We start from the raw sequence: 4,298 nt of genomic DNA on the forward strand, positions 1-4,298 counted from the left end.
CCACCCCGAACGGTTCGGCCACCGACCACACCCGCCGCTGATGCCAACCCAATCCTGGATCAACCAGCCGCAGATCGAACCCCAAATGAACTGACCCCAACTGTCTCAGTTGACTTGACAGATTCCGGGCTCCACGTTCACTCCAGCTACGACTTCCTACAAGTGGTGGTGATGAAGGTCGGGATGGCGGCCACGCCACACCCGCTTTTCCGACTCCAAGCTCACGGTCGAGAGGCCCCCGCCCCCCCCGCGGGCGGTGAGGAAAGACCCAGAGTCTCCCAACCGAACCGTGGAGACCCACGGGTGCTCGTCGGCCGCAGCGCGCATCACCGTGCGTCTTTTCGCCGCGTAGCGGCCGTCCCACACAGCCGCGAGTAGTCATCCCTCTTCGCGGCCATTGCGGTCATCTGGCGCGGTAGGCGTCGCGCCTGTGCTCGATCCTGAGGACTACGACCTCCCGGTCCACCTCGTTGATGCGGTACAGCACTCGATAAGTACCTCGGCGCGCGGCGAAGACGCCCGCGAGGTCGCCGCGCAACTGTTTGCCGACTCGCTGGGGATTCTCGACGAGGGCACCGATGAGGAACTCGATGACGGCCGCCGCCACACTCTCGGGCAGGCCGGAACGGATAGCCCGGGTCGCCGGAGGGGTCAAGACCAGCTCGTAGTGGCCGTCGCTCACGACCGCAGAGCGCGCACGGCCTCGGCGCCGCGAACGACGTCACCGGCGGCATAGGCCGCGTCGGCTTCGCGGATGTCCGCCAGCGCGTGGGGATCGCTGAGGACCGCGAGCGTCTCTTCCAGCTCCTCCAAGTCGGCTGGGCTGATGATCACGGCCACGGGCCGCCCGTTGCGCGTCACGGTGACGCGCTCGTGCTCGTGCTCGACGCGGTCGACGACGTCACTGAAGTGGTTACGCACATCTCGCAGAGGCTCAACGGACATGGACACAATTGTGGCGCCTGTCGAGCCGGAGTGCAAGATGATGCCCTATCGCCCCGTCATCGGCAGACCGAGGGGAAATGCCGGCCGCGCTGCATTCGCCGCGAGTGCGGCCGTCCCCTTCCGCCGCCTGCCGGGCGCACCGGATCCGGCGTCGGTAAGTCAGCACAATGACAGTGCGAGGTTCAACCCTGTTGGTCTGGTCATCCCAGCGGTGATGTGGCAGGTTGCGGTGCGGCCGGTATCGGTGGCGCACCCCGGGCCAGCTGTTCGCCGGCCGGGTCGGTTGCTCGGCCAGAAAGGATGTTGATGGTTGAGAGAACGGCTCGCCGCCTGCCGGAGAGCACTCGTGTTGAGGCGTTCTCAGACGGGATGCTCGCGATCGCCGTGACGCTGCTGGTGCTGGACCTGCACACTGACTTTGAACGCGGCATGTTCGCCCAGCAGCTGGGCGCGCAGTGGCCGAGTTACGCCGCCTACCTCGCAGCGTTCCTGAACGTGTCGTCCATCTGGACAACCACCACGACTTGTTCACCCGGGTCCGCACCGTCAACGGGGCCCTGATCAGTCTCAACCTGCTCATCTTGTTGGTGGCCTCACTGTTTCCCTGGCCCGCTGCGGTCATCTCGGCGTCCCAACGCACCGGCGACAGCAGCGACCAAGTCACCGCCAGCCTGCTCTACGCCGGGATCGGGTTCCTGGTCCCACTCAGCTTCATCGCCGTGTACAGCTACCTAGCCCGCCACCCCAATCTGTTAACCGAGTCCACACAGATCCAGTACATCCGAACCGCCCGGCGTCGCACCTTCGTCAGCATCGTCGTCTTCCCGCTCACCGCGGCCCTAGCCGTCGTCTCCCCCTTTCTGGCGCTGGCCCTGTTCATCGCCGTCCCTACCTTCTTCCTCGCCGCCGTGTTCATCCAGGAACAGACCGAAAACGGCGACGCTGCGGCATTGGCCGGCAACGAACCATCGTGAGCCAAACGGTCCGCACCTGACTGCCCGCGACGTCGCCCCGCATGCGTCCTAGCCGCTTGTAGGGGCAAGTCACGGATGCGTTGAGTTGGTCTCACAGGTCGGCGGTCGGGACTAACGTCCGGGCCGGTCCTGGTACCTGACCGCGTGAGCGGCGGGCGGGGTCGGGCCATCGATTGGATCGCCGCGTGAGGTGACCGCCATGTCCGCTCCGACGATGCCTTTGCCATTCCAGCCCGCCACGACGTCGACCGCCCAACTGGCGGCGGTCTCTACCTGGTCGCAAATAGGGCACCTGTCCCGCCGAGTTGATGGCCCGCCACCGTCATCCACCTGCTGAAACATGCCTTCGTCTCACATTTTGAGAAGCGAGAGAATCGCATGTCCAGTAAGAGGGGGGGTCGGTGCTTAAGGGGGTGTTCCTCACGCCCTTTGAAAGAGGCAAGCGATGCAACACCCCTCGCGACGTGGCCCCTCGCAGCGCAAGTCCGTCCGGGCCACCCAGTCGGCGAACGACTGGGACCTCCGACCGCTGCTTGGGGTCGAGGAGGTGTCACAACTGCTTGGCATCCCGAAGGCCACGCTGTACCGATGGCACTCGCTGTCAACGGCCAACACACCACTGGGCCCACGGGCGTTCCGGGTCGGCCGGTATCTGCGGTACACCCTCGAGGACGTACGCACCTACATCGAGACACTGAGACTGAGCAGCGCCTGACTCGGGCGCTGTTCTTCTCGGCAGTGAACTCTGCTCGAAGCGGCGCCTCCCAGCCAGCTCGAGCCGAGCCCTCTTATGCCTAGCCAGGTCGACCACCGTCGGACATTGCAGTACCGCCGGCCCTCATGCGGAAACGCGTCGTCGCCGACGGCATGGTCTCCCCGCGGCTCCTAAGGGTTGAGGTGAAGCAGCTGTGCACCGCGTTTAGACGTGCGGGTGCGCGTCTTCTTACCCATCCCAGTCGGCACGGCTTCCCCACGCCTGCCCCACGCGGCTGGCTGCGGCTCACATATTCGCAGGTCAGATGGGGTGGAAATTGGTGGGCGATACTGGGTCTGAATCACAGCGTGGCGCGCATTGGCAGCAACCTGCCAGCAGGAGCGAGTCCAGTAAGAGGGAGGTCCTGTGCTTAGAGGGGCATGACTGACACCTCCGAGCATGCGACTCTCTCCTCCGACCACCTAGGTCGCGTACCACCTCAGGCCGGCGCAGCGCCGTGCGACTTCGGTTGCTCCGGTCTCTCGCCGGGCCTCGAAATCGCCGTAACCTCGGAGTACGCGCTCCCTGATGCCACACTGGCCCTTCTCGCACAGCTTGTCGTGGCGGCGGCGAAGGGAGCCAAGACGGAGGCGGCGTGAAGCGAGTTGCTTTTTACGGCAGGGTGTCTACCGAGGACCAGCAGGACCCGGAAGCCTCCTGCGGGTGGCAGTTGAGCCGGGCCAGGCAATTGGTCGAGCCCGTCGGGATGAATATCGTCCAGGAGTTCTTCGACCTGGGCACGTCAAGGTCGATCCCGTGGAAGAGGCGACCTGAGGCAGCTCGACTTCTCGCCGAGCTTCCAAACCCCGACCGAGGCTTCGATGGCGTTGCCATTGGGGAACCTCAGCGCGCGTTCTACGGCAACCAGTTCAGCCTGACCTTTCCCGTCTTCACGCACTACGGCGTGCAGCTCTGGGTTCCGGAGGTAGGGGGTGCCATCGACCCTGGGTCCGAAGCGCACGACCTCGTCATGACACTCTTTGGGGGCATGTCCAAGGGCGAGCGCAGCCGGATACAAATACGTACCCGCGCCGCGATGAGAGATCTTGCCTCACGCACCGACCGCTTCATGGGCGGTCGACCGCCTTATGGCTACCGCCTAGTGGATGCGGGCCCGCATCCCAATCCGGGAAAGGCCGCCGCGGGTCAGCGTGCGCACAGACTCGTACCTGACGAGGACACGGCACCCGTGGTACGGCGGATCTTTGAGATGTACCTGGCGGGAGTGGGTGTGCGAACCATCGCACAACGACTGACTGATGACGCCGTTCCATCGCCCAGCGCACATGACCGTCGACGAAATCCTCACCGCGATCCTCGTGGATGGGCATTCTCGGCCGTCCGCGCGATCCTCCTCAAAGAGTCGTACACCGGCCGGCGAGTCTGGGCCAAGCAGCGCAAGGTCGAGGAGCTGGTCGATCCTGAAGATGTGGCGGCAGGAAACCGAACCCGGCTGCGCTGGCGGCCAGAGGAAGAGTGGGTCCGGCCAGAACATCGCACGCATGATGCCCTGGTGGATGACGGCACTTTCGTCGCCGTCAGAGGTCGCCTCGTCTCAAACTCCAGTACCAGAGAGCGCAAGCCCAGGTCGAGCCCACATTCATACGAGTTGCGAGGGCTGCTGT

Annotated in this window: 6 protein-coding genes; 4 read left to right on the plus strand and 2 right to left on the minus strand. The window is 64.9% G+C overall.

From position 1 onward, the window contains the following. Positions 1-403 precede the first annotated feature (403 nt). Together ABI385_RS07905 and ABI385_RS07910 are read right to left on the minus strand one after the other, a co-directional pair. Entirely contained in the window at positions 404-682 is a 279-nt protein-coding gene (locus ABI385_RS07905; protein ID WP_348103203.1) for a type II toxin-antitoxin system RelE/ParE family toxin, read from the minus strand. Next, positions 679-945 carry a type II toxin-antitoxin system Phd/YefM family antitoxin gene (locus ABI385_RS07910; RefSeq protein WP_348103204.1) on the minus strand — a complete coding sequence of 89 codons (267 nt, stop codon included), beginning with the start codon at positions 943-945 and terminating at the stop codon, positions 679-681. The genes ABI385_RS07905 and ABI385_RS07910 overlap by 4 nt, the downstream gene beginning before the upstream one ends. 306 nt (positions 946-1,251) lie before the next feature. Here ABI385_RS07910 and ABI385_RS18490 point away from each other — a divergent pair, with 306 nt between their 5' ends. The 4 genes from ABI385_RS18490 to ABI385_RS07925 all read left to right on the plus strand — a co-directional run. Further along, positions 1,252-1,506 carry a TMEM175 family protein gene (locus ABI385_RS18490; protein ID WP_407068240.1) on the plus strand — a complete coding sequence of 85 codons (255 nt, stop codon included), beginning with the start codon at positions 1,252-1,254 and terminating at the stop codon, positions 1,504-1,506. Further along, the gene (locus ABI385_RS07915) at positions 1,401-1,919 is read left to right on the plus strand and encodes a hypothetical protein (RefSeq protein ID WP_348103205.1); all 519 of its coding nucleotides are present in this window, start codon (positions 1,401-1,403) and stop codon (positions 1,917-1,919) included. The genes ABI385_RS18490 and ABI385_RS07915 overlap by 106 nt, the downstream gene beginning before the upstream one ends. A gap of 445 nt (positions 1,920-2,364) precedes the next feature. After that, positions 2,365-2,634, plus strand: a complete 270-nt coding sequence (locus ABI385_RS07920) for a helix-turn-helix domain-containing protein (protein WP_348103206.1) — start codon at positions 2,365-2,367, stop codon at positions 2,632-2,634. Between the two features lie 634 nt (positions 2,635-3,268). Next, on the plus strand, positions 3,269-4,298 hold a 1,030-nt coding region (locus ABI385_RS07925; RefSeq protein ID WP_348103207.1), incomplete at its 3' end, for a recombinase family protein.

This window comes from Lapillicoccus sp. (assembly GCF_039935575.1).
In the GTDB taxonomy this organism is placed as follows: domain Bacteria; phylum Actinomycetota; class Actinomycetes; order Actinomycetales; family Dermatophilaceae; genus Lapillicoccus.